At 69.8% G+C, this 19,990-nt stretch carries 21 protein-coding genes and 1 pseudogene; 6 read left to right on the top strand and 16 right to left on the bottom strand.

What is annotated here, in order from left to right; genetic code table 11:
* Positions 1-101: 101 nt before the first annotated feature.
* The 3 genes from OH768_RS15020 to rimP all read right to left on the bottom strand — a co-directional run bounded on the left by OH768_RS15020 (position 102) and on the right by rimP (position 1,987).
* Complete coding sequence (locus OH768_RS15020; protein ID WP_406453860.1) at positions 102-380, bottom strand: YlxR family protein; 279 nt, start codon at positions 378-380, stop codon at positions 102-104.
* Between the two features lie 90 nt (positions 381-470).
* Positions 471-1,469 carry a transcription termination factor NusA gene (gene nusA / locus OH768_RS15025; protein WP_317888058.1) on the bottom strand — a complete coding sequence of 333 codons (999 nt, stop codon included), beginning with the start codon at positions 1,467-1,469 and terminating at the stop codon, positions 471-473.
* A gap of 2 nt (positions 1,470-1,471) precedes the next feature.
* The gene (gene rimP / locus OH768_RS15030; protein ID WP_406453863.1) at positions 1,472-1,987 is read right to left on the bottom strand and encodes a ribosome maturation factor RimP; all 516 of its coding nucleotides are present in this window, start codon (positions 1,985-1,987) and stop codon (positions 1,472-1,474) included.
* A 205-nt stretch (positions 1,988-2,192) separates the two neighbouring features.
* On the opposite strand from rimP, the gene OH768_RS15035 reads away from it, so the two are divergent.
* Genes OH768_RS15035 through OH768_RS15045 form a run of 3 tightly spaced genes read left to right on the top strand, consistent with a single transcriptional unit; the run spans position 2,193 to position 4,107 of the window.
* The gene (locus tag OH768_RS15035; RefSeq protein WP_406453865.1) at positions 2,193-2,711 is read left to right on the top strand and encodes a hypothetical protein; all 519 of its coding nucleotides are present in this window, start codon (positions 2,193-2,195) and stop codon (positions 2,709-2,711) included.
* A complete protein-coding gene (locus OH768_RS15040; protein WP_406453867.1) occupies positions 2,708-3,172 on the top strand; it encodes a ferritin-like domain-containing protein in 465 nt (154 codons plus the stop codon). The genes OH768_RS15035 and OH768_RS15040 overlap by 4 nt, the downstream gene beginning before the upstream one ends.
* A gap of 44 nt (positions 3,173-3,216) precedes the next feature.
* Positions 3,217-4,107, top strand: a complete 891-nt coding sequence (locus OH768_RS15045; RefSeq protein WP_406453869.1) for an aminoglycoside phosphotransferase family protein — start codon at positions 3,217-3,219, stop codon at positions 4,105-4,107.
* Positions 4,108-4,325: 218 nt separating this feature from the next.
* Here the strand turns inward: OH768_RS15045 and OH768_RS15050 are convergent, their stop codons facing one another.
* Positions 4,326-4,937 (bottom strand): hypothetical protein, encoded by a 612-nt coding sequence (locus tag OH768_RS15050; RefSeq protein ID WP_406453871.1) that lies wholly within the window; start codon positions 4,935-4,937, stop codon positions 4,326-4,328.
* 185 nt (positions 4,938-5,122) lie between these two features.
* Here OH768_RS15050 and OH768_RS15055 point away from each other — a divergent pair, with 185 nt between their 5' ends.
* Entirely contained in the window at positions 5,123-5,764 is a 642-nt protein-coding gene (locus tag OH768_RS15055; RefSeq protein ID WP_406453873.1) for a hypothetical protein, read from the top strand.
* 171 nt (positions 5,765-5,935) lie between these two features.
* On the opposite strand, the pseudogene OH768_RS15060 reads toward OH768_RS15055, so the two are convergent.
* The 5 genes and pseudogenes from OH768_RS15060 to OH768_RS15080 form a co-directional block, all read right to left on the bottom strand.
* A pseudogene (locus OH768_RS15060) lies at positions 5,936-6,326 on the bottom strand (transposase); the annotation flags it as partial.
* Positions 6,327-6,438: 112 nt separating this feature from the next.
* On the bottom strand, positions 6,439-6,654 hold the full coding sequence (locus OH768_RS15065) for a ferredoxin (RefSeq protein ID WP_406453875.1): 216 nt from the start codon (positions 6,652-6,654) through the stop codon (positions 6,439-6,441).
* Between the two features lies 1 nt (position 6,655).
* Positions 6,656-7,873, bottom strand: coding sequence for an NADH-ubiquinone oxidoreductase-F iron-sulfur binding region domain-containing protein (locus tag OH768_RS15070; protein WP_406453877.1), 1,218 nt, complete (start codon positions 7,871-7,873; stop codon positions 6,656-6,658).
* Positions 7,870-8,451 carry a ferric reductase-like transmembrane domain-containing protein gene (locus OH768_RS15075; protein WP_406453879.1) on the bottom strand — a complete coding sequence of 194 codons (582 nt, stop codon included), beginning with the start codon at positions 8,449-8,451 and terminating at the stop codon, positions 7,870-7,872. The genes OH768_RS15070 and OH768_RS15075 overlap by 4 nt, the downstream gene beginning before the upstream one ends.
* A complete protein-coding gene (locus tag OH768_RS15080) occupies positions 8,448-9,407 on the bottom strand; it encodes an FAD:protein FMN transferase (RefSeq protein WP_406453881.1) in 960 nt (319 codons plus the stop codon). Before OH768_RS15080 ends, OH768_RS15075 begins: the two co-directional genes overlap by 4 nt.
* A gap of 15 nt (positions 9,408-9,422) precedes the next feature.
* Between OH768_RS15080 and OH768_RS15085 the strand changes: the two genes are divergently transcribed.
* Positions 9,423-9,821, top strand: coding sequence for a hypothetical protein (locus OH768_RS15085; RefSeq protein ID WP_406453883.1), 399 nt, complete (start codon positions 9,423-9,425; stop codon positions 9,819-9,821).
* 79 nt (positions 9,822-9,900) lie between these two features.
* Here OH768_RS15085 and OH768_RS15090 read toward each other — a convergent pair whose 3' ends face one another.
* The 6 genes from OH768_RS15090 to dxr form a co-directional block, all read right to left on the bottom strand.
* Entirely contained in the window at positions 9,901-11,604 is a 1,704-nt protein-coding gene (locus OH768_RS15090) for a proline--tRNA ligase (RefSeq protein WP_406453885.1), read from the bottom strand.
* Between the two features lie 73 nt (positions 11,605-11,677).
* On the bottom strand, positions 11,678-12,241 hold the full coding sequence (locus tag OH768_RS15095) for a GNAT family N-acetyltransferase (protein ID WP_406453887.1): 564 nt from the start codon (positions 12,239-12,241) through the stop codon (positions 11,678-11,680).
* Between the two features lie 128 nt (positions 12,242-12,369).
* Positions 12,370-13,218, bottom strand: a complete 849-nt coding sequence (locus tag OH768_RS15100; RefSeq protein WP_406453889.1) for a GNAT family N-acetyltransferase — start codon at positions 13,216-13,218, stop codon at positions 12,370-12,372.
* Between the two features lie 206 nt (positions 13,219-13,424).
* Positions 13,425-14,582, bottom strand: a complete 1,158-nt coding sequence (ispG, locus tag OH768_RS15105; RefSeq protein WP_406453891.1) for a flavodoxin-dependent (E)-4-hydroxy-3-methylbut-2-enyl-diphosphate synthase — start codon at positions 14,580-14,582, stop codon at positions 13,425-13,427.
* A 202-nt stretch (positions 14,583-14,784) separates the two neighbouring features.
* Positions 14,785-16,077 carry a M50 family metallopeptidase gene (locus OH768_RS15110; protein WP_406465275.1) on the bottom strand — a complete coding sequence of 431 codons (1,293 nt, stop codon included), beginning with the start codon at positions 16,075-16,077 and terminating at the stop codon, positions 14,785-14,787.
* A gap of 8 nt (positions 16,078-16,085) precedes the next feature.
* A complete protein-coding gene (gene dxr / locus OH768_RS15115) occupies positions 16,086-17,354 on the bottom strand; it encodes a 1-deoxy-D-xylulose-5-phosphate reductoisomerase (protein WP_406453893.1) in 1,269 nt (422 codons plus the stop codon).
* 188 nt (positions 17,355-17,542) lie between these two features.
* On the opposite strand from dxr, the gene OH768_RS15120 reads away from it, so the two are divergent.
* Entirely contained in the window at positions 17,543-17,992 is a 450-nt protein-coding gene (locus tag OH768_RS15120) for a lamin tail domain-containing protein (RefSeq protein ID WP_406453895.1), read from the top strand.
* 7 nt (positions 17,993-17,999) lie between these two features.
* Here OH768_RS15120 and OH768_RS15125 read toward each other — a convergent pair whose 3' ends face one another.
* Positions 18,000-19,931 carry an acyl-CoA dehydrogenase family protein gene (locus OH768_RS15125; RefSeq protein ID WP_406453897.1) on the bottom strand — a complete coding sequence of 644 codons (1,932 nt, stop codon included), beginning with the start codon at positions 19,929-19,931 and terminating at the stop codon, positions 18,000-18,002.
* Between the last annotated feature and the right edge of the window lie 59 nt (positions 19,932-19,990).

Below are 19,990 nucleotides of genomic sequence, written 5' to 3' on the forward strand. Positions count from 1 at the left end.
TGGGCGTACTCATCGCGTGCTCATCGAGTGCTCATCGCAATCTCGACCTACTTCCAACTCGCGGAATACCGGGCCGCACGGAGGTTCCGTACGACTCGCTCTTACGGTGTTGCCTGCTCGACGTAGAGACGCAACGCCTTTGTGTCGAGCGTCCCCTGGGCACGCAGCGCCCGTGGGAACGCCCGGCGGCGTACCGCCAGGTCGAGACAGACCAGGGCGGGGTGCAGATATGCGCCCCGGCCGGGCAGCGTACCGCGATGATCGGGGACGCATTCGCCCTCGACCGCCACGATGCGCAGCAAGTCCTTCTTGGCCGCTCGCTCCCGGCACCCCACACAGGTGCGTTCAGGGCATGCGCGGGCTCGCGTCCGGCCAGACACTGCTAAGTCTACCTCCCCGCACCGACCTCACCCCTTCGAGGCAAGAATCGAACGGCCGTTGTCGTGATCTAAGCCACTGGCGGCCGAGAACTATTCCCCTGGCTGGTCGGACGGCTGTTCGGTGTCCGGACGGATGTCGATCCGCCAGCCGGTGAGACGGGCCGCAAGCCGGGCATTCTGCCCTTCCTTGCCGATCGCCAGCGACAGCTGGTAGTCGGGCACCGTCACGCGCGCGGAGCGGGCCGCGAGGTCCACCACCTCGACCTTGGAGACCCGGGCCGGGGAGAGCGCGTGCGCCACCATCTCGGCCGGGTCGTCCGACCAGTCGACGATGTCGATCTTCTCACCGTTCAACTCGCTCATCACCGCGCGCACCCGGCCGCCCATGGGGCCGATGCAGGCGCCCTTGGCGTTCAGACCGCTGCGGGTGGAGCGGACGGCGATCTTCGTACGGTGGCCGGCCTCACGCGCGATGGCGGCGATCTCCACCGACCCGTCGGCGATCTCCGGCACCTCCATGGCGAACAGCTGCTTCACCAGGTTGGGGTGCGTACGGGACAGGGTCACGGACGGACCGCGCATGCCCTTCGCCACCCGGACGACGTATGACCGCAGGCGCAGCCCGTGCGGGTACTCCTCGCCCGGCACCTGCTCCTGCACCGGCAGGATGGCCTCCAGCTTGCCGATGTCGACGAGCACGTTCTTCGGGTCGCGGCCCTGCTGGACCACACCGGCGACGATGTCGCCCTCACGGCCGGCGAACTCGCCGAACGTCACCTCGTCCTCGGCGTCCCGCAGCCGCTGCAGGATGACCTGCTTGGCGGTGGTGGCGGCGATCCGCCCGAAGTCGGACGGGGTGTCGTCGAACTCGCGCGGCTCCTCCCCCTCCTCCAGGTCCTCGGGGTCCTCTTTCGCCCACACCGTCACATGGCCGTTCTCACGGTCGAGCACCACGCGCGCGTGGCGGCGGCTTCCCTCGGTGCGGTGGTAGGCGATGAGGAGGGCCGACTCGATCGCTCCGACCAGCAGGTCGAAGGAGATCTCCTTCTCCCGTACCAGGCCCCGCAGGGCACTCATGTCGATGTCCACGGCTACGCCTCCTCTGCGTTCTCTTCGTTGTCTTCGTTCTTGTTCTTACGGTTGAACTCGACCTGGACGCGGGCCTTGACGACCTCCGCGAAGGCGAGCCGCTTGGCGGTGGGCTTGCGCCCCTTCACGCCCGGCACTTCCACATCAAGTCCGTCGTCGTCCACGTCGAGGATCCGGGCGACCAGCTCACCGCTCTCGGCCAGCTGGAATTTGACCAGCCGGTCGGTGGCACGCACGTAGTGACGGTGCTCGGTGAGCTCACGCTCGGCACCAGGAGTCCCGACCTCGAGGGTGTACTCGCCCGCGCCCATCGCGTCGGTCTCGTCGAGCTTCGCGGAGAGCGCGCGGCTCACATCCGCGATCTGGTCCAGATCGGCACCCGTGTCGGAATCGACGACCACGCGCAGCACCCGCTTGCGTCCGACCGAGTCCACTTCGACCTCTTCGAGATCGAGTCCCTGGGAGCTGACGAGCGGTTCCAGCAGTACTCGCAGCCTCTCGCTCTGGGTCGTGCTCATCCGGGTGACTCCTCGGCCGCGTGTGCTGTTGTGGGTAGGGCGCGTGTCTGCTCAAAGGGTATCCGGTCCCGGAGCGTGTTGCCGCCCACCTGCTGGCCGCCCGGTGCCGGTGACTGCCACCGGGCGGGTGCGCGGGTACCGTGATCACGGGCGCGCAGCCCTTCCCGTGTTTTCGTTCGTACGAGCCCCCCGAGGACGATCCGCCGTGCCGTTCCCCCCACCTCCGCGCACCCTCACGGGACCGCGCAGAAGGAGCCTGCTCACCTTGGCCGCCGGAGCCGCGCTCCTGGTGGGCTGCTCGACCGACGCCGATGACATCGAGAACACCGCGGGCAGCCCCTCGGCCGCCGAACGCGCACGCGCGCGTGCGGCCACCGACAGCGAGACCCTGCTCCAGCAGTACGACGCGGTACTCGCCGCCCACCCGACGCTCGCGGAGCGCCTGAACCCGCTCCGCGCGGAGGTCGTCCGGCACGCGACCGCCTTCGGGGGCACCGGTTCCACACCATCTCCTACGGCCACTGCCGCGCCGTCGGCTTCGGCTTCGGCCGTACCCGCGACCGCGAGCGACGCCCTCGCCGGGCTGGCCGGTGCCGAGCGGGCCCTCGCCGACAAACGGGCCAAGGCCCTGCTCGACGTGCCGGGCGAACTGGCCCGGCTGCTGGCCTCGGTGGCGGCGGCCGGGGCCGGGCACGCGTATCTGCTGACGGAGGATGCCAAGTGAGCGAGGAGAAGGCCGCGGAACTGACCGCGCTGCAGGCGGCCCTGGCGGCCGAGCACGCGGCGGTATACGGCTACGGCGTGGTCGGCGGCCGTATCCGCGAGGGCCGGCGCACCGAGGCCAAGGCGGCCTACGACGGACACCGGGCCCGGCGGGACGCGCTGGTGCGGGAGGTGCGGGACCTGGGCGGAAGGCCGGTCGCCGCGTCGGCCGCGTACGCGCTGCCGTTCCCGGTACCGGACTCGGCCGCCGCCGTACGGCTCGCCGCGGAGCTGGAGGAACGGGTCGCCGGGGTCTACTCCGACCTGGTACGGGCGTCGGCCGGCGGGGTACGCGGTACGGCCGCGGAGGCGCTGCGGGAAGCGGCGGTCCGGGCAGTGCGCTGGCGCGGCGGGAGCGTACCCTTCCCTGGTCTCGCCGAGCGGGCCGCGACCCCCACGGCCTCGGCGACACCCACGGCGTAACACCGCACCGGGCCGCAGGACCATACGAAGGGAACTACTCGCGCATGGCTTTCGAACCGCCGCAGCGTCTGGTGAGGGCGCTCGGTGAGACGGCACCGAGCGGTGACGACTGGTTGGAGAAGCTGCCCGAGCTGGCCCAACAGGCCGTTGATCTACGCGAGTTGACCGCGGAACGGGTGCAGGTGCCCGGTGGGCGCAGCAGCCTGGTCGTGCTGGTACGGCGGGCCGACGGAACCCCTGCTGTGCTGAAGCTGGCCCCGCGCCGGGCCCGGCCGGAGAGCGAGCGGGCCGCGCTCGCGCACTGGGGTGGCCGGGGGGCCGTACAGCTGGTCGAGGCGGCTGCCGGTGAAGGGGTGCTGGTGCTGGAGCGGCTGCATCCGGATGTGTCGGTGCGGTCGTTGCCGGAGGCGAAGGCGTTGCTGGAGGCCGCGGGGGCGTTGCGGCGGCTGTGGGTGGAGCCGCCGGGCGATCACGCGTTCGAGACCGTGGCCGAGCGGACCGGGCGGCAGGCAGCGGCGATGAGGGGCGGCGGGGCGGAGGTTGCTTCGCTGGTCTCGGTGGCGCTGGATGCTCGGGACGAGTTGTTGGCCGCGCCGCCTGAGGTGCGGTTGCTGCACGGGACGTTTCGGCAGAGCAAGGTGCTGGCCGGGGATCGGGTGCCGTGGTTGGCCGTGGGGCCGGATCCGGTGGTGGGTGAGTGTGCGTTTGATCTGGCTCGGTTGGTGCGGGATCGGGTGGAGGACTTGATCGCGACGCCGTCCGGGGCGTCTACAACTCGGCGGCGGGTCAAGCGACTTGCCGAGTCCCTTGAGGTGGATCAGGAGCGGTTGCGGGGGTGGACGTTGTTCCGGGCCGTTGAGTCGGGAGTTCGGGCACTGCGCGTGGGGCGGCCTCGGGATGCCGAGTTGTTGCTGGAATTCGCTGGGTGGCTTTAGGGCGGTTCTTTGGCTGCGGATCCGTTGTGGCTGGTCGCGCAGCCGCGCAATCGCACGCGGCGCCCACAACGTGCGCAGTGAGCTGTGACACGACAGTTGGCGCTTTGTCACGAGGACTGGAACCGCCGTGGGTGACAGAAAGCTCGACAAGTCGGCGTGTTTGAGGCCGGTCGTCACGGCAGCGAGCGGTACCAGTTCAACCGCTCGATCACAGCCCCCTATGGCTGGGCGGGTCCGGCTGACGGGACGCGTTGTCGGCGCAGAAGCATGCCTGCCGGCTGCCACAGGGCGAAGGCCAGGCCGAGGCCGAGGGGGATCTGCAGGAACTGCTGGATCACCGGAGGCCCGGGCTTGTCTCCCCGCCCGAGCGGGGCACTGCCCTGCGGATCGACGGTCACCGTGTAAGTGCCGCCTACCGCCCACTTCCAGCCCATGAGCCCGTTCTCCTCGAACGGAGCCAGCGGTGGGCCGTCGAGGACGGTGACCGTGTAGCGGTGGACGCCCGGATCCATGCCGTCACCGGCGGACCATCGGATCTGTCGGACCCTGACGTGTTCGGTACGCCCGTGCTGGTGCAGCGCCTGCTGATCCAGCTCCAGGTTCTGCAGGATCAGCACCCCGAAAAGGCACACCGCACACAGCAGCCACCGGAGGTCCAGGTACCAGCACGTGCAAAGGAACACACAGCCGAGGACGATCGCCAGCGCGCACAGCGCGTCGATCCACTGGGCGTGCGTGACGAAGGCCGTGCGCACGATCAGACGCACGATCGCCCACAGCGCCAACGCTGCGCCGGTACTCGCGGCGCCCACCAGCACTCGCCAAGCCACGCCTGTCCGCCCTGTGCCTGCTTCCTCCGCGCTCACCCTCACCCCTGCTCTCGACGAAACCGCCGGCCTGGTGGTGCACACGCTCCAATGTATGGATTGTTCAACGATCCTTCAATAGGATGGTTCAACATCGAGTCGTCTGCTTCGCGGACGCGGAACGGCAACCAACCGGAGGGCTGAAGGAGATGAGCCGGCATCAGTTCGAACAGGTCGACGACCTCGGGCGGATCCTGTTCTGCGACGACCCCGCGCTGCAGCTCGAGTGCGTGCTGGGGGGCCTGGAGACCGCGGAAGGCACAGTCACCATCGATCCCGCACAGACACCCCGCCTGCCCACTGCCCTCTTCGAGTTCAGGCAAGCCCTGGGCGTGGGCTACTTCGGGTACGTCGTGCCGAAGGGAGCCTCGCTCGACGAGATACCCGAGGAACCGCAGCTCGAAGGCGCCATCCTGTTCGGCATGAAGCGCCTACCGCCCGAGGTCTTCTCCGACCTGCCCTTGATCCCCGGATGGGAGCTGCACGAGATACCCGATGAACAGCCAAAACTGGACCCGCACTACGGATACACCTACTCCCGGCTGGAACTGCGGACGCCCGACGGTGAGATCTACTCCCGGACCTGGGTCCCGCACGACCCCGAGTGGGCGGCCGCCGCCCTGCGTCACGGCTACGTCGTGTGCCTGTGCGGCGTGGAACTGGGAATCCGCGGACTGTACGGGATGACCGACGCCCAGCACACCCCGGGCATGCGCTACGAGTCCTTCCGCCGCGGATGCGCGCTGGGCCTGACCATCGGCGGGCTCGTCGCCTACGTCGACCACCGCTGACTCGAAACACCGAGCCGGCTCGCTTCGAGTACGAACTGGGCCGCGACGCGGCGTTCGAACGGGCCCTGCGGACGATGTGAGGTCGACGTGCTGAAATCCCGGCTGTGAGGCTGTGCGGGCTCAACTGCTACGAGTGCGTTCTGACGCAGCGAGCAGGCCGTCTCCTCACCGGCGGACCTTGTCCCGGTAGACCTCGTGGTCATAACCACGGTCGGCGTACAGGTGGCTTGGGGCGGCGCAGTGGCCGGCCGCGCTTGCCGCGGATCGGCGCGACGGCCTGGATCAGCGGGATCAGTCGGGTGACGTCGTTGCGATCGCCGCCGGTGGTGATCGTCGCGAGCGGGCTGGAGTCGACCGCAGCCCGGGAGAAGTCCAGCAGGTCTGCGGCCCGCAGCTCGCAGAGCAGCAGCTCGTGCAGGCGCTGCCGGACCCCGGCCTCATTCCAGTCCCGCAGCCGTCGCCAGCAGGTCATCCCCGAGCCGAAGCCCAGCTCCTGGGGCAGAAACTCCCAGCGGATCCCGGTGTACAGCGGCTCGATGCGCGCCCACAACTCGTCTGCGATCTCCCAGGGCCTGGCAGCGGTCTTCCTCGTCTCGACTGGCTCGCACCCCCTTCGGCCGCATCGACGAAAACTGACACACCGCCATTCCCGGAGATCCACAAGCCGCCTTTTGTCAGGAGTCGTAAGCAGCCGGCCTTAGCTTCAAGGCCAAGGCCGGGCAGTCTGACGCTGCTCTGCGGGCTCGTTTCAAAACTCGCGGTGAGATGGGAGAACCGTCCACCAGCGGATAGCCCCACTCGTCCAAGGTGATGTGGTCCGGCAGCAGCTCCGCGCACAGGCCGTGGCCCTGGCAGGACGTCCAGTCGATGTCGAGTTGTTGGTGGTCCATGTCAGCGGGCCTCGTTCGGGATCGGGAGCAGGGGGGTGGGGTCGGTCGCCGTGCACAAACCCCTTGCGTGGGCGTCCAGTTCAGTCGTGAACGTGGTCAACGCGCTGCGGACCAGGCGGACCGTGCCGTCGGGGTGGTGGCAGGCGCCTCGGCCCTCGATCAGGCCGGACCAACGGGCCACGTCCTGGCGGGTGTTGGGCTGGGGGCCGGGGGTGGCCAGGGTGCGGAACGCGGAGGCCATGCGCGGGAGGCCGTTGAGGCAGGGGCCGCACTGGCCGGCCGACTGGAGGGCCAAGTAGCGCAGGACTCGGGCGGTTTCGGCCACTCCGCAGCGGCTGGCGGGGAGTGCGGCCAGGACGCCCGCCCCCAAGTCCCCTGCGTCCAGAGTGCGTTGGGCCGCTTCGGTGGCTGGCATCCACGTGCCGTGGTAGCCGCCGACGAGTACCGCCGACATGCCTTGGAGGGGGAGCAAGCGGTCGAGGGGGAGTCCGAACGGGGCTTCCACCACCCGGACTTCGCGGCCCGGCACATGCAGGGTGCAGAGCGTGCTGCCGGGCTGGGTGGGGGTGCCCGCGCTGCGGAACCAGTCGGCGCCGTAGCGGGCGACCAGGGCGAGGTGGGCCAGGGTCTCCACGTTCTGGACGAGTGTGGGCGCCTTGCGCACCCCGCGTTCGCGGACCGGTGGGTGTTGATTGCGGGGAAGCGGGGCGTTCCCGGAGACGTACTGGGCGAGCGCCGAGGCCTGGCCGGAGAGGAAGCGTTTGGGGAGGCGGACCACCTTCACGCTCAGAGGGTCGTTCCGCTGGGCCAGGGCCGATTCCAGGTAGGACGCGCCGTCCTCCACCGCCAGGTGGGCCTCCCCCGCACCGACCGCCCTGGCCGCCAACTGCAGCCCGTCCAGGACCAGATGGGGTGAGAGGCGCAGGAGCGTCTTGTCTTTGCGGCTGGCCGGTTCGCCTTCCGCGCCGTTCGCCACGACCACGGGGGCGCGGCCCGTGCGGCGGCTCGCGTCGGCGACCGCGACCAGCTTGCGGTACGTCGGGAACGCGGCGCCTCCGCGTCCGGTGAGGCCGGATTCGGCGACTGTTCTCAGGAGGGCGTCCGGATCGCCGTACGACAGTGGGCCGTAGCGCTGTTCGTGGGTGGCGAGGTCGGCCGCGGTGCCGCCGGGGGCGAGGAGGCGGGGGGACATGTAGACGTCGGTGAAGGTCGTGGTCACGGTCGGGCTCCTTCGGCTGTGCGGAGCAGGGCTGCGGGGGTGCGGCGGGCGGCGCGGGCGGAGTGGGCCAGGCGGATGCCGAAGGCGGCGGTCACCGCGGCCACGCAGGACACGGTCAGCCAGGTCATCCAGTCGGTGCCGGTGTCCGTGCCGATGCCGATGCCGTGGATCAGGGCGATGGGCCAGGAGGCGTACGCCAGCCAGTGGACCGCCCGCCAGGTGCGGTGGCCGAGGCGTTCCCTGAGGAGGCTGGTGACGAGGACCGCGAGCAGCAGGTCGAGGGCGACCGTGCCGAGGCCGAGCCAGAGCGGCTGGTAGCCGGAGACGAAGGGGATCACTGCGTCGAGGGCGGTGATGTTCACATAGCCGTCGATCACCGCCACCGCTATGTGCAGGGCCAGGAAGGCGGTCGCGGAGAGGGAGAGGGTGCGGTGCAGGGCGACTGTGCCGAAGCGGGGCAGGCCGGGGAGCCGGGTGCTCAGGCGGACCGCGATGCCGAGCAGGACGACGACCGTGAACAGGACGAGGCAGACGGCTCCGGTGGCGCGGTTGGCGTACCAGAGGGTTTCGGAGGTCACGCGGCGGCCACCAGGGATATGGGCCAGCCCGGGGTCGTGACGACCGTGCCGTCCTGTGCGACCAGGCGGGCCGGCAGACCGAGGCGCGTCAGCCGGCGTTCCGCGCCCGCGCCCTTCACCATGGCCGCCGTGCTCGCCGCGTTGGCGTCGGCGCTCGTCGCCGCGGCGACGGAGACCGTGCGCCAGGGGCTGCGGACGGGGAGGCCGGTACGCGGGTCGACGATGTGGTGCAGTTCATGGCCGCCGCGGCGCCAGTTGCGGGCGGCGGTGCCCGAGGTGGCGAGGCCGCCGGAGCGCAGGCCGATCGTGGCGTACGTGCCTTCCGTGGGCGTCTCGTCGACGGAGCCGGTGACGTCCTGGACGCGGATGTTCCAGCCGCCGGCCGGGGGCTCCCCCGCTACGGCCGTGTCGCCGCCCAGGCTCACCAGGACTCCGCAGCCCGCCACTTCGGCCAGCATCGCCGCGGCCTTGTCGGCGGCCCAGGCCTTCGCCGTGGCGCCGAGGTCGAGGCGGACACCGGCCGGGACGGTGACCGTGCCCGTCGTACGGTCGAGGTCGATCAGGCGCCAGCCCGGAGCACGCTTCACGGTGAGCCGGACCGGGCGGTCGTCCTCGCGGACGAGGGTGAAGTCGCGGTCGTAGCCGATGGCGTTCATCGCCGAGCCGACGGTCGGATCGACCGCGCCGTCCGTCGCCTCGGCCGCGCGCAGGGCGACCGCGAGAGCTTCGGCGAGCAGTGGGCTCACGGTGACCGGGCGGCCGAACGAGGCGTCCAGGGCGGCCAGTTCGGAGTCGGTGCGGAACCGGCTGCAGGCCGCGTCGACCTCGGCGAGGTGCCGGGCGAGGAGCAGGTTGCAGGAGTCCAGCAGGGCCGGGTCGGTGACGACCAGCCGGACGCTGGTCCCCAGGGCGCGCCAGTCGGCGGCGGCCGTCCTGCGCAGGGTGGTTGTGGTCATCACGACGCTCCCGACGTGGAGTCGGTGGAGCCGCCGGAGGACGACGTCACGCCCGACGAGGACGACTGGAGGTCCGACGAGGACGAAGAAGATGAGGAGGACGAAGACGATGAAGAGGTCGAGCTGTCCGACGTGGACGAGGTGGAAGAAGAGGTCGACGGAGAGGGCGACGACGAAGTGCTCGTCCCGGTGTTGCTCGCCGTCGTGTCCGCTTCCGACTGCAACGTGCCGACCAGGGCGAACACCCCGGCGGTCGCCGCCAGCGTGACCGCTGCCGTGGCCGCCGCGATGCGCCGCTTGCCTCTGCGGACCGCCGCAGCGGCCCCACGCTCCTTGACTGTCATGACCGTTCCCCTCCGCAGTGACTCTCTGTCACGCACTACGGTCGGGGATCAGCCTGAGAGAAGTCTGTGAGGCGCCCATACGCCTCCCGAGAACTCTCTGAGAGGAATCTTAAATTGCTTGAGGCTTCAACAAGCCTGCCGGGCAGTGCTTACGCGGTGAGGCGCGCGATCGCCTCGTCGACGGTCAGTTCCTCGCGCTCGCCGGTCCTGCGGTCCTTGAGCTCCAGGACACCTTCGGCGGAGCGGCGGCCCGCGACCAGGATCTTCGGTACGCCGATCAGCTCCGAGTCGGTGAACTTCACGCCCGGGGAGACCCCGGCGCGGTCGTCGACCAGGACGCGCAGGCCGGCCGCTCGCAGCTTCTGAGAGACGTCCAGGGCGAGTTCGGTCTGCAGGGCCTTGCCGGCGGCGACCACGTGCACGTCGGCCGGGGCGACCTCGGCGGGCCAGCACAGGCCCTTGTCGTCGGCGGTCTGCTCGGCGAGGGCGGCCACCGCGCGGGAGACACCGATGCCGTAGGAGCCCATCGTCACGCGGACCGGCTTGCCGTGCCGGCCGAGGACGTCGAGCTTGAGGGCGTCGGCGTACTTGCGGCCGAGCTGGAAGATGTGGCCGATCTCGATGGCACGGTCGAGCTTGAGGCCGGTGCCGCACTTGGGGCAGGGGTCGCCCTCCTGCACGACCACGACGTCGACGTACTCGCCGACCTCGAAGTCACGGCCGGCGACGACGTTCTTCGCGTGCGTGCCCTCCTTGTTGGCGCCCGTGATCCAGGAGGTGCCGGGGGCCACGCGCGGGTCGGCGATGTACGTGACCTTGTCGCCCAGGCCCTGCGGACCGACGTAGCCGCGCACCAGGTCGGGACGGCCGGTGAAGTCCTCCGCAGTCACCAACTCCACTGCGGCGGGGGCGAAATGGGCCTCGACCTTGCCCATGTCGACCTCACGGTCACCGGGCACTCCTACGGCCACGATCTCGCCGTCGACCTTCACGAGGAGGTTCTTCAGCGTGGCGGAGGCCGCTACGCCGAGGTGGGCGGCGAGGGTCTCGATGGTGGGGGTGTCGGGGGTGGGGATCTCTTCGAGCACGGGCACGCCGGTGGCGTCCATGGGCTTCAACTCGTATGCGATCGCTTCGGTGTTGGCGGCGAAGTCGCAGTTCGGGCAGTCCGCGAAGGTGTCCTCGCCGGCCTCGGCGGGGGCGAGGAACTCCTCCGACTTGGAACCGCCCATCGCGCCGGCGGTGGCGGCGCAGATGCGGTAGTCGAGGCCCAGGCGCGCGAACACCTTCTGGTACGCCTGGCGGTGCAGGGCGTAGGAGTGGGCCAGGCCCTCGTCCTCGGTGTCGAAGGAGTACGAGTCCTTCATCAGGAACTCACGGCCGCGCAGGATGCCGGCCCGGGGGCGGGCCTCGTCGCGGTACTTGTGCTGGATCTGGTAGAGGATGACCGGCAGGTCCTTGTAGGAGGACGCCTGGTCCTTCACGATCAGCGTGAAGATCTCCTCGTGGGTGGGGCCGAGGAGGTAGTCGCCGCCCCTGCGGTCCTTGAGACGGAACAGCTCGGGGCCGTACTCGTCCCAGCGGCCCGTCGCCTCGTACGGCTCCCGGGGCAGGATCGCGGGAAGCAGCACCTCCTGGGCGCCGATCGCGTCCATCTCCTCGCGCACGATCCGCTCCACGTTCGAGAGGACCTTCTTGCCGAGGGGCAGCCAGCTCCAGATGCCGGCGGCGGTACGGCGGACGTAACCGGCGCGCACGAGCAGCTTGTGACTGAGGACCTCGGCGTCCGCCGGGTCGTCGCGCAGCGTCTTCGCCATCAACTGGGACATGCGCTGGACCGGTGCGTTCGCCATGGTTCCTGTACTCCTGCCGGGAAAGGGTGATGGCTAGGAGGTTAGCCGGGCTCGCTGTGCCGGTGGAAATCGGTTAGCGACGGCGGAGGGGCAGCGGGGCGCCCATCACCGCGTACGGCTTCGGGGCGCTGGGGAACAGGACCTGGCGGGCGAGGTCCTCGTAGCCGAGGGAGCGATAGAGGCCGCGGGCCGGGCTGTCGGTGTCGATCGCGGAGAGGATCGAGCGGGGTTCGTGGGCGGCGTCCGTGATCGTGGTGATCAGGGAACGGCCGACACCGCGGTTCTGGAAGTGCGGGTGGACGTGCAGCTCGGTGATCACGAAGGAGTCGTCGAGCCAGGTGTCGTGGCCGCCGGCGCGGAGGTACGGCTCTACGACCGTGGACCACCAGTGGGTGCGGTTGTTGGGCATGCCGTAGACAAAACCGACCAGTCGGCCCTGGGTGGTGGCGCCGAGGGCGTTGGCCCCGGGGTAAGTCATGTGACGCAGAACGATTTGCCTGCGTACGGCTACCTCGTCCGCGCCCAGGCCGAATGCGATGGCTTGTACGGCGAGGGCTTCGTCGACGTGGGCCGAGAGGTTCAGGGGGGCGATCACGACGTCTTCGGGGTGGCGGTGGCCGTGACCGGGAAATCGCATGTGGGGAGAGTACAGGGGGGTTCGGTTGTTCTTCGGGTGCGGGCCCGTCGTGGCTGGGCGCACCCACACGGCGGAGCCGCATATCGAATACAGCCCCGCGCCCCTTGGGTGTCGCCCCTCAGCGTGTCTCAGAAGAGAACGCTCATGAAGGCGCCGATCTCCTGGAAGCCCACCCTCAAGTACGCCCTTCTCGCCGGGGTGTTGAAGTCGTTGACGTAGAGGCTGGCCACGGGAGCCACGTCCGCGAGCGCGTAGCGCAGTACCGCTGCCATCGCGGGGGCCGCCACGCCCATCCCCCGGTACTCGGGGGCCACCCACACGCCCTGGATCTGGCAGGCCCGGGGGGTCGCCGCGCCGATCTCCGCCTTGAAGACGACCTTGCCGTACTCGTCGAGGCGGGCGAACGAGCGGCCGGAGCCCACGAGTTCGGCCACTCGGGCCTGGTAGAGGAGGCCGCCGTCGCCTGCCAGGGGGGAGACGCCCACCTCCTCGGTGAACATCGCCACGCACGCCGGCATGATCGTCTCCATCTCGTCCTTGCGGATGCGACGGACGTAGGGGTCGGGAGCGATGCCGGTGGGCAGGCGGTCGGCGACCATCAGGGGCTGGTGGGCGCGGACCTCTCGGGCCCGGCCCCAGCTCGGTTCGAGGAGGCGCCAGAGTTGGGCCGTCGCCTCGGCGGGGCCGACGATCGAGGAGCAGCGGCGGCCGGCCCTGCGGGCCCGGTCGGCGAACGCCCGGACCGCCCGAGGGGTCGCGCAGATCGGGACCAGGTTGGCGCCCGCGTAGCAGAGGGACGTCAGCATGCCGTCCTCGTACCAGCCCCACATCTCGCCGCCGAGCCGCCACGGGTCGAGGCCGGCGACCTGCACCCGCGAGGCTACGAAGGCGTTCGTGACCGGCTCGCGGTCGAGTACGGCGAGCGCGGCTTCCAGGTCGCTCGGTTCGAGCACCCGAGAGGTGGTCTGGGTCAACACGTACGGGACCTCACCCTGAGGGTCTGCTGATCTCCGCACTGTACCTGCGGAAGCTGAGCGGTGCCGCCTTGTGTTGGCGCTCGCTTCTCTTGTGGGGGGGTGGGGGAAGTGGGCGTCTGGGGGCTGCCGCCCCCAGGCCCCCGCTTCGGCCTGGACAGCCTCGTCCTCAAACGCCGGACGGGCTGACCATCACGCAGTCACGCCTGTCAGCCGGCCACCGCGACCGTCGGCTCCCCCGAAGCCACCCCGTCCGCCTCCATCTGCTCGGCGATCTTCATCGCCTCCTCGATCAGGGTCTCGACGATCTTCGACTCGGGGACCGTCTTGATGACCTCGCCCTTGACGAAGATCTGGCCCTTGCCGTTGCCGGAGGCGACGCCGAGGTCTGCCTCGCGGGCCTCGCCCGGACCGTTCACCACGCAGCCCATGACGGCCACGCGCAGCGGGACCTCCATGCCCTCCAGGCCCGCCGTGACCTCCTCGGCCAGCTTGTAGACGTCGACCTGGGCGCGGCCGCAGGAGGGGCAGGAGACGATCTCCAGGCGGCGGGGCTTGAGGTTCAGCGACTCCAGGATCTGGTTGCCGACCTTGACCTCCTCGACCGGGGGCGCGGAGAGGGAGACGCGGATGGTGTCGCCGATGCCCTGCGAGAGCAGCGCGCCGAAGGCCACGGCCGACTTGATCGTGCCCTGGAACGCCGGGCCCGCCTCGGTGACCCCGAGGTGCAACGGGTAGTCGCACTGAGCCGCGAGCTGGCGGTACGCCTCGACCATCACGACCGGGTCGTTGTGCTTGACCGAGATCTTGATGTCCCGGAAGTCGTGCTCCTCGAAGAGGGACGCCTCCCAGAGGGCGGACTCGGCCAGCGCCTCCGGGGTCGCCTTGCCGTACTTCTTCAGCAGTCGGCTGTCCAGCGAGCCCGCGTTCACGCCGATGCGGATCGGGGTGCCGTGGTCCTTCGCGGCCCGCGCGATCTCCTTGACCTTGTCGTCGAACTGCTTGATATTGCCCGGGTTCACGCGGACCGCGGCGCAGCCGGCCTCGATCGCGGCGAAGACGTACTTCGGCTGGAAGTGGATGTCCGCGATCACCGGGATCTGCGACTTGCGGGCGATGGTGGAGAGCGCGTCGGCGTCGTCCTGCGTGGGGCAGGCCACGCGGACGATCTGGCAGCCGGACGCGGTCAGCTCGGCGATCTGCTGGAGCGTGGCGCCGATGTCCGAAGTACGGGTGGTCGTCATGGACTGCACGGACACCGGCGCGTCGCCGCCGACCGCCACGGATCCGACCTGGATCTGCCGGCTCTTGCGGCGCTCGGCGAGCCTGGTCGGAACGGACGGAATGCCGAGAGAAATCGCAGTCATCTGCTGTGCAACCCCAAGTCGTGGATCAAGGCCCCGGTCCCGGAACAGCGGGCTCCAGGCTTCGAGATTACGTCAAGCGTGCGGGCCCGAGCACTCCCCCACCTCGAATGCACTCGGCGGGGGGACCCCCATCGGCCGTAAACCCACTCAATGGAGGGCGGCCTCGCATCAAGGACGTGAGGCCGCCGCAAACTACGAATGACTAGGAGATTTTCACCGGGTTGACCACGTCCGCCACCAGCACGAGCAGGGTGAAGCAGACGAAGATCCCCGCCACCACGTAGGCCACCGGCATCAGCTTCGCCACGTCGAACGGACCCGGGTCCGGGCGCTTGAGCACCTTCGCCAGGTTGCGGCGCAGCGCCTCCCACAGGGCGCCCGCGACATGCCCGCCGTCGAGCGGGAGCAGCGGGAGCATGTTGAAGAGGAACAGGGAGAGGTTGAAGCCGGCGACCAGCATCAGGGCCATGGCCAGCTGCTGGGTCGGCGGGATGTCGAGGGTGAAGATCTCGCCGCCGACGCGGGCCGCGCCGACCACTCCCATCGGGGAGTCGGCCTGGCGGGGGGCGCCGTCGAAGGCCGCGTTCCACAGGGCCGGGATCTTGCCGGGGAGGTCGGCGACGGAGTTGACGGCCTCGCCGAGGCGGTCGGTCATCCAGGTGACCGAGTCGCCGAAGTCCTGGCGGACGATGCCGGTGGCCGCGCTGAAGCCGAGGAAGCCGGCGGTGACGTACTGGCCCTGGACGATCTGGCCGCTGGAGTCCTTCCTGGCGACCTGGTTGCTCGCGATCTTCGCGTGCAGGGTGACGAGTTGGCCCTTGCGCTCGACGACTATCGCGACCGTCTTGCCGGGGGCGGCGCGGATCAGGTCGGAGAGTTTGTTCCAGTCCGTCGTCTTCACGCCGTTGAAGCTGAGGATCTTGTCGCCCGCCTTGAGGCCTGCCGCGGCGGCCGGGGAGGCCGGGTCGGTCGACCTGCAGGTGTCGCGGTTCTGGCTCTGCGCGATGACGCACTGGGAGACCGAGCTGACCGTGTTGGTCTGCTGCGAGATGCCGAAGCCCATCAGGACGGTGAGGAAGAGCGCCACCGCCAGGATGAGGTTCATGAAGGGGCCCGCGAACATCACGATGACCCGTTTCCAGGGTTTGCGGGTGTAGAAGAGGCGGGTCTCGTCGCCGGGCTGGAGTTCCTCGAAGGCCGCCGAGCGGGCGTCCTCGATCATGCTGCGCCAGGGCGAGGTGGACCGGGCGGTGATCCGGCCGTCGTCGCCGGGCGGGAACATGCCGATCATGCGGATGTAGCCGCCGAACGGGATGGCCTTGAACCCGTATTCGGTGTCGCCCTTCTTCCGGGACCAGATGGTCGGGCCGAAGCCGACCATGTACTGGGGCACCCGGATGCCGAAGAGCTTCGCCGTGGAGAGATGCCCCAGCTCGTGCCAGGCGATCGAGACCAGCAGGCCGACCGCGAAGACGACTATGCCGAGGATCATCATCAGGGCTGTCATGCACGCGCCTCCGCGTTCGCCGTGGTCGTCTGCGCTGTCAGTTCGCGGGCCCGGGCACGCGCCCAGGTCTCCGCTTCGAGGACGTCCGGCACGGTGAGCGAGGTTCCCGTGGCCGGTGTCCCGTGTTCTGCGACCACCCGTGTCACCGTCTCCATGATTCCGCTGAACGGCAGCGCGCCCGCGCGGAACGCCTCCACGCACTCCTCGTTCGCCGCGTTGAACACCGCCGGGGCCGTGCCCGCGAGCTGTCCCACGTGCCGGGCCAGGCCGACGGAGGGGAACGCCTCCGTGTCGAGCGGGAAGAACTCCCACGTCGAGGCCTTGCTCCAGTCGAACGCGGGCGCCGCGTCCGGGACCCGCTCGGGCCAGCCGAGCCCGATGGCGATCGGCCCGCGCATGTCGGGGGGCGTCGCCTGGGCCATCGTCGATCCGTCCGTGAATTCCACCATCGAGTGGACATACGACTGCGGGTGCACGACCACCTCAATGCGATCGAAAGGAATGTCGTACAGCAGGTGCGCCTCGATCACTTCGAGCCCCTTGTTCACCAGGGTCGCGGAGTTGATCGTGATCACCGGGCCCATGGCCCAGGTGGGGTGCGCGAGGGCGTCCTCGACCGTCACGTTCGCCAGTTCCGCCTTCGTACGGCCGCGGAAGGGGCCGCCGGACGCGGTGACGACGAGCTTGCGGACGTCGGCGCGGGTGCCGGCCGCGAGGGCCTGGAAGAGGGCCGCGTGCTCGGAGTCGACCGGGATGATCTGGCCGGGCTTGGCGAGCGCCTTCACCAGCGGGCCGCCGACGATGAGCGACTCCTTGTTGGCGAGCGCGAGGACGCGGCCCGCCTCCAGGGCGGCGAGGGTGGGCGCGAGACCGATGGACCCGGTGATGCCGTTCAGCACGGTGTGGCAGTCGGAGGCGGCGACCTGGGTGGCCGCGTCCGGTCCTGCCAGGATCTCGGGGAGCGGCTCCCCGGTGCCGTACTGCGCGGTGAGCGCTTCGCGCAGTGCCGGTACGGCGCCCTCGCGGGCGACCGCGACCGTCCGCACCCTGAGCCGGTACGCCTGCTCGGCGAGGAGCCCGACCCGGCCGCCGTTGGCGGAGAGTGCGGTGACCCGGAAGCGGTCCGGGTTGCGCAGCACGAGGTCGATGGCCTGGGTGCCGATGGACCCGGTGGAGCCGAGGATCACCAGGGCCTTGGGACCGTCGCCCACGACGGGGTCGTAGACGAGATGTGGGTCGGCGAGGGGTGCTGGACTGTCGCTCATCCCTCCATTGTTGCCGCAACGGGTGGCCAGGTGGACAGCGGTTCCCTCGGGCGGGTGGCTTATCGGCTCTCGTCGGTGATTGAAGGGAAATCCCCCTTTGTGAATATGACGTGAAGGTCATGTGATAACACTTCAGTCCTGCGCCGGTGGACGACCGGCCAGTGGACGACATCCTGGGGGGATTCTCCATGCGGATACGCGCTGCCCTGCCCGCGCTCGCGGGCGCCGCGATACTCACCGGCACACTCCTGAGCACCCCGGCCGAGGCCGCCGGCGGGGTCACGATCTACCACGTCTGGTTCGACAGCCCGGGCTCGGACAACCGGTCCAACACGAGCCTGAACGGCGAGTGGGTGCAGATCAAGAACACCAGCCGGTCGGCGATCTCGCTCAAGGGGTGGGTCCTCAAGGACGTCTCGAACCACCGCTACGTCTTCAAGAACATCAAGATCGGCGCCGGCAAGTACATCAAGGTGCACACCGGCAAGGGCTCGGACACCGCGTCGAACACGTACCAGGGTCGCGCCGCCTACGTCTGGAACAACACCAGTGACACGGCGACGCTGACCAGAGCGAGCGGCAGCAAGGTCGACACCTGCTCCTGGACGACGCGGGATCCGAGCGACAAGTACTGCTGATCCTGGGTCAGTTGACGGGTCGGTGCACATTCTCCGCCTTGGACGGGCCCGGGGTCGTGTCGGCGATCCAGGGTCCGTCGCCCGACGGGTCGACGATGCCCTCCTCCAGCCACGTGTACGCGCCGCGCATGACTCCCTTGACCACCTTGCGGTCGAGGTCGTCGGTGTTGGTCCACAGCCGGCCGAAGAGTTCCTCGATCCGGATGCGGGACTGTTCGCAGAAGGCGTCGGCGAGTTGGTAGGCCTCGCGGCCGTGATCGCCCTGGGTGCGCAGGAGTTCGGCCCGGACGCAGACCGCGCTCATCGCGAAGAGTTCCGCGCCGATGTCGACGATCCGGCCCAGGAAGCCCTGCTTGGTCTCCATGCGGCCCTGCCAGCGGGACATGGCGTAGAAGGTGGAGCGGGCCAGTTTGCGGGCGCCTCGCTCGACGTAGCGCAGATGCCGGGAGAGGTCGATGCCGTGGCGGAACTCGCCGTAGGTGCCGGGGAGTTGGCCGCTGCCCGCGACCAGCTTCGGGAGCCACTTGGCGTAGAAGACACCCGCGTTCGCGCCCGCCTTCGCCTTGTCCGAAAGGGACTTGTCCGGGTCGATGAGGTCGCCGGCGACCGTGAGGTGGGCGTCGACGGCCTCGCGGGCGATGAGCAGGTGCATGATCTCGGTCGAGCCCTCGAAGATGCGGTTGATGCGCAGGTCGCGCAGGACCTGTTCGGCGGGGACCGCCTTCTCGCCGCGGGCCGCGAGGGACTCCGCCGTCTCGAAGCCCCGGCCGCCGCGGATCTGGACCAGCTCGTCGGCCATGAGCCAGCCCATCTCGGAGGCGAAGAGCTTGGCGAGCGCGCCCTCGATGCGGATGTCGTTGCGGTCCTCGTCGGCCATCTGGCTGGACAGGTCGAGTACGGCCTCCAGGGCGAAGGTCGTCGCCGCGATGAACGAGATCTTCTTGCCCACGGCCTCGTGCTCGGCGATCGGCCTGCCCCACTGCTCACGGGCCGCCGACCACTCGCGGGCGATCTTCAGACACCACTTGCCGGCCGCGACGCAGGACGCGGGGAGGGAGAGGCGGCCGGTGTTGAGGGTGGTGAGGGCGATCTTCAGGCCCGCACCCTCGGGGCCGATGCGGTTCGCGGCCGGGACCCGGACCTGGTGGAAGCGGGTGACGCCGTTCTCGATGCCGCGCAGGCCCATGAAGGCGTTGCGGTTCTCGACGGTGATGCCGGGCGAGTCCGCCTCCACGACGAACGCCGTGATGCCGCCCTTGCCGTCCTCGGACCTGGGCACCCGGGCCATCACGACCAGCAGGTCGGCGACGACCCCGTTGGTGGTCCACAGCTTCACACCGTCGAGCACGTACGCGTCCCCGTCCCGCACCGCGCTGGTCGCGAGCCGTGCCGGGTCGGAGCCGACGTCCGGTTCGGTGAGCAGGAAGGCGCTGATGTCGGTGCGGGCACAGCGCGGCAGGAACTCCGCCTTCTGCTCGTCCGTGCCGAACAGTTTCAGCGGCTGCGGTACGCCGATCGACTGGTGTGCCGAGAGCAGCACGCCGACCGCCGGGCAGGCCGAGCCCGCCAGGGCCAGCGCCTTGTTGTAGTACACCTGGGTGAGGCCGAGGCCGCCGTACTTCGTGTCGATCTTCATGCCGAGGGCGCCGAGCTCCTTGAGGCCGGCGATGACCTCGTCGGGGATGCGGGCCTCGCGTTCGATGCGGGCGGCGTCGATCTCCGTCTCGCAGAAGACGCGCAGCTTGGCGAGGAACTCCTCGCCGCGCCGCACGTCCTCGTCGGGCGGGAGCGGGTGGGGGTGGATGAGGTCGAGCCGGAAGTGGCCGAGGAACAGCTCCTTGGCGAAGCTGGGCTTGCGCCAGTCCTGTTCCCGGGCGGCCTCGGCCACCTGCCGGGCTTCCCGCTCGGTGACGGTGGGTTTGCTGGGTGGAGCGAACATGAGGCTCACCTCGCCGCGAATCGGACCCTCGGCGCTCTGTGGTTACCGATGGGTGCTAC

It is taken from the genome of Streptomyces sp. NBC_01622 (assembly GCF_045209635.1).
GTDB lineage: Bacteria > Actinomycetota > Actinomycetes > Streptomycetales > Streptomycetaceae > Streptomyces.

Bases quoted from the DNA above. Each gene is read 5' to 3' on its own strand.
- rimP (WP_406453863.1), bottom strand. From the start codon at position 1,987: ATGAGCACGACCCAGAGCGAGAGGCTGCGAGTACTGCTGGAACCGCTC.
- OH768_RS15090 (WP_406453885.1), bottom strand. From the start codon at position 11,604: ATGGCGAACGCACCGGTCCAGCGCATGTCCCAGTTGATGGCGAAGACG.
- OH768_RS15065 (WP_406453875.1), bottom strand. From the start codon at position 6,654: ATGGACCACCAACAACTCGACATCGACTGGACGTCCTGCCAGGGCCAC.
- ispG (WP_406453891.1), bottom strand. From the start codon at position 14,582: ATGACTGCGATTTCTCTCGGCATTCCGTCCGTTCCGACCAGGCTCGCC.
- OH768_RS15120 (WP_406453895.1), top strand. From the start codon at position 17,543: ATGCGGATACGCGCTGCCCTGCCCGCGCTCGCGGGCGCCGCGATACTC.
- OH768_RS15125 (WP_406453897.1), bottom strand. From the start codon at position 19,931: ATGTTCGCTCCACCCAGCAAACCCACCGTCACCGAGCGGGAAGCCCGG.
- OH768_RS15055 (WP_406453873.1), top strand. From the start codon at position 5,123: ATGAGCCGGCATCAGTTCGAACAGGTCGACGACCTCGGGCGGATCCTG.
- OH768_RS15080 (WP_406453881.1), bottom strand. From the start codon at position 9,407: ATGACCACAACCACCCTGCGCAGGACGGCCGCCGCCGACTGGCGCGCC.
- OH768_RS15110 (WP_406465275.1), bottom strand. From the start codon at position 16,077: ATGATGATCCTCGGCATAGTCGTCTTCGCGGTCGGCCTGCTGGTCTCG.
- OH768_RS15095 (WP_406453887.1), bottom strand. From the start codon at position 12,241: ATGCGATTTCCCGGTCACGGCCACCGCCACCCCGAAGACGTCGTGATC.
- OH768_RS15045 (WP_406453869.1), top strand. From the start codon at position 3,217: ATGGCTTTCGAACCGCCGCAGCGTCTGGTGAGGGCGCTCGGTGAGACG.
- dxr (WP_406453893.1), bottom strand. From the start codon at position 17,354: ATGAGCGACAGTCCAGCACCCCTCGCCGACCCACATCTCGTCTACGAC.